Source organism: Polaromonas sp. (assembly GCF_030682935.1).
GTDB lineage: Bacteria > Pseudomonadota > Gammaproteobacteria > Burkholderiales > Burkholderiaceae_C > Polaromonas.
Genome location: NZ_JAUXNA010000309.1, coordinates 1 through 1183, shown reverse-complemented (window position 1 = coordinate 1183; position 1183 = coordinate 1). Strand labels below are relative to the sequence as shown.

General features: G+C 57.7%; 2 protein-coding genes and 1 pseudogene. 1 reads left to right on the top strand and 2 read right to left on the bottom strand.

Features of this window, described 5'->3' with window-relative positions:
• Positions 1–455 (bottom strand): 3'-5' exonuclease domain-containing protein 2 (locus Q8K05_RS14165; RefSeq protein ID WP_305247279.1); only part of this gene is annotated, 455 nt, incomplete at its 3' end.
• Between the two features lie 77 nt (positions 456–532).
• Between Q8K05_RS14165 and Q8K05_RS14160 the strand changes: the two genes are divergently transcribed.
• A complete protein-coding gene (locus tag Q8K05_RS14160) occupies positions 533–790 on the top strand; it encodes a hypothetical protein (protein ID WP_305247278.1) in 258 nt (85 codons plus the stop codon).
• Positions 791–853: 63 nt separating this feature from the next.
• On the opposite strand, the pseudogene fadH reads toward Q8K05_RS14160, so the two are convergent.
• A pseudogene (gene fadH / locus Q8K05_RS14155) lies at positions 854–1183 on the bottom strand (NADPH-dependent 2,4-dienoyl-CoA reductase); the annotation flags it as partial.

Here is a 1183-nt window from a genome sequence, read left to right as displayed (position 1 = left end):
ATCACCGCCACGGCGCCGCGCACGCCCATGTCTTTGCGGTAGCCGCGTTCCCGGAACACGGTATTGAGGTCGAGCACGCCCTGCGGGTCCACGCCCAGTTTGCTGATGATGCGCCTGCGGTCGTCCCCCAGTCCAAAGCCGGCTTTGATGACGATTTTGGATTCGAGCAACACCGCCACGGCGCGGCGGCACTCTGCGTCCTCCAGCTGAAAGACATAGCCTTTGTGCAGCGTGGAGAGCTGCACGATATGGGGGCCGAGGGAGGCTTCATTTTTGGCAAAGGTCGGTTTGGACTCGGTGTCAAACCCGAGGGCCGTCGCGCCGGCCAGTTCCTGCAGCGCGCTGTCGGCTTGCTGCGGCGTTGAGATCACCTGGATTTGCCCCAGGGCGAGGCGCTCGAAAGGTTCGAGCAGTTCAATCTGTTCTTTGCCGGGGGTTAAATGGCGCTCGGTCATAAGTTTCCATGCATGAGAATAGGGGTAGAGCTTACAGCCCCGTGCTGGAGCATAAACCCGACAGGCGAACAAACCCCATGGCCACAGCAAAGAGCATCACCACTGACAAGCACATGCTTTACCCCTCGCCGCGCAACCGGCACCGGACGATTTTTGTCCATGAGGTTTTTGTGCCTTACCCCTATATGCTGATTGATCTGGAAAGCTACAACTTCAAGGGCAACTACAGCCTGTTTGCCGCTTGCCGGCTGACGGACCAAAAAATGGGGCAATTGGTCACGCTTGAGTTGCTTGAAGACGAACTCAAGTTCAAGGCCGGATTCATACCAGATTAAAGCATTAAAAAGGCCTGTATCTCATATTGGGCGGGCGTAAGAAGCTATTTATTAAATAGCAAGTTAAAGCCTCGCCGCCAGCCGCGTTCCCTGGTCAATCGCCCGCTTGGCATCCAGCTCGCTCGCCTCATCCGCGCCGCCAATCAGGTGCGTCTTGACGCCAGCCGCACGCAGCGGCGCCAGCAGTTCACGCAAGGGTTCCTGGCCGGCGCACAGTACGATGTTGTCCACGGCCAGCACGGTGCCGTCCTGGTGTTTCTCGCCAAAGGTGATGAAAAGGCCCAGGCTTGAGTCTTGTTCACCGATACGTTCGTAGTTCACGTCCGAGAGCATTTCAACGTTTTTCATCTTCAGTGCCGCCCGGTGAATCCAGCCGGTGGTTTTGCCCAGGCC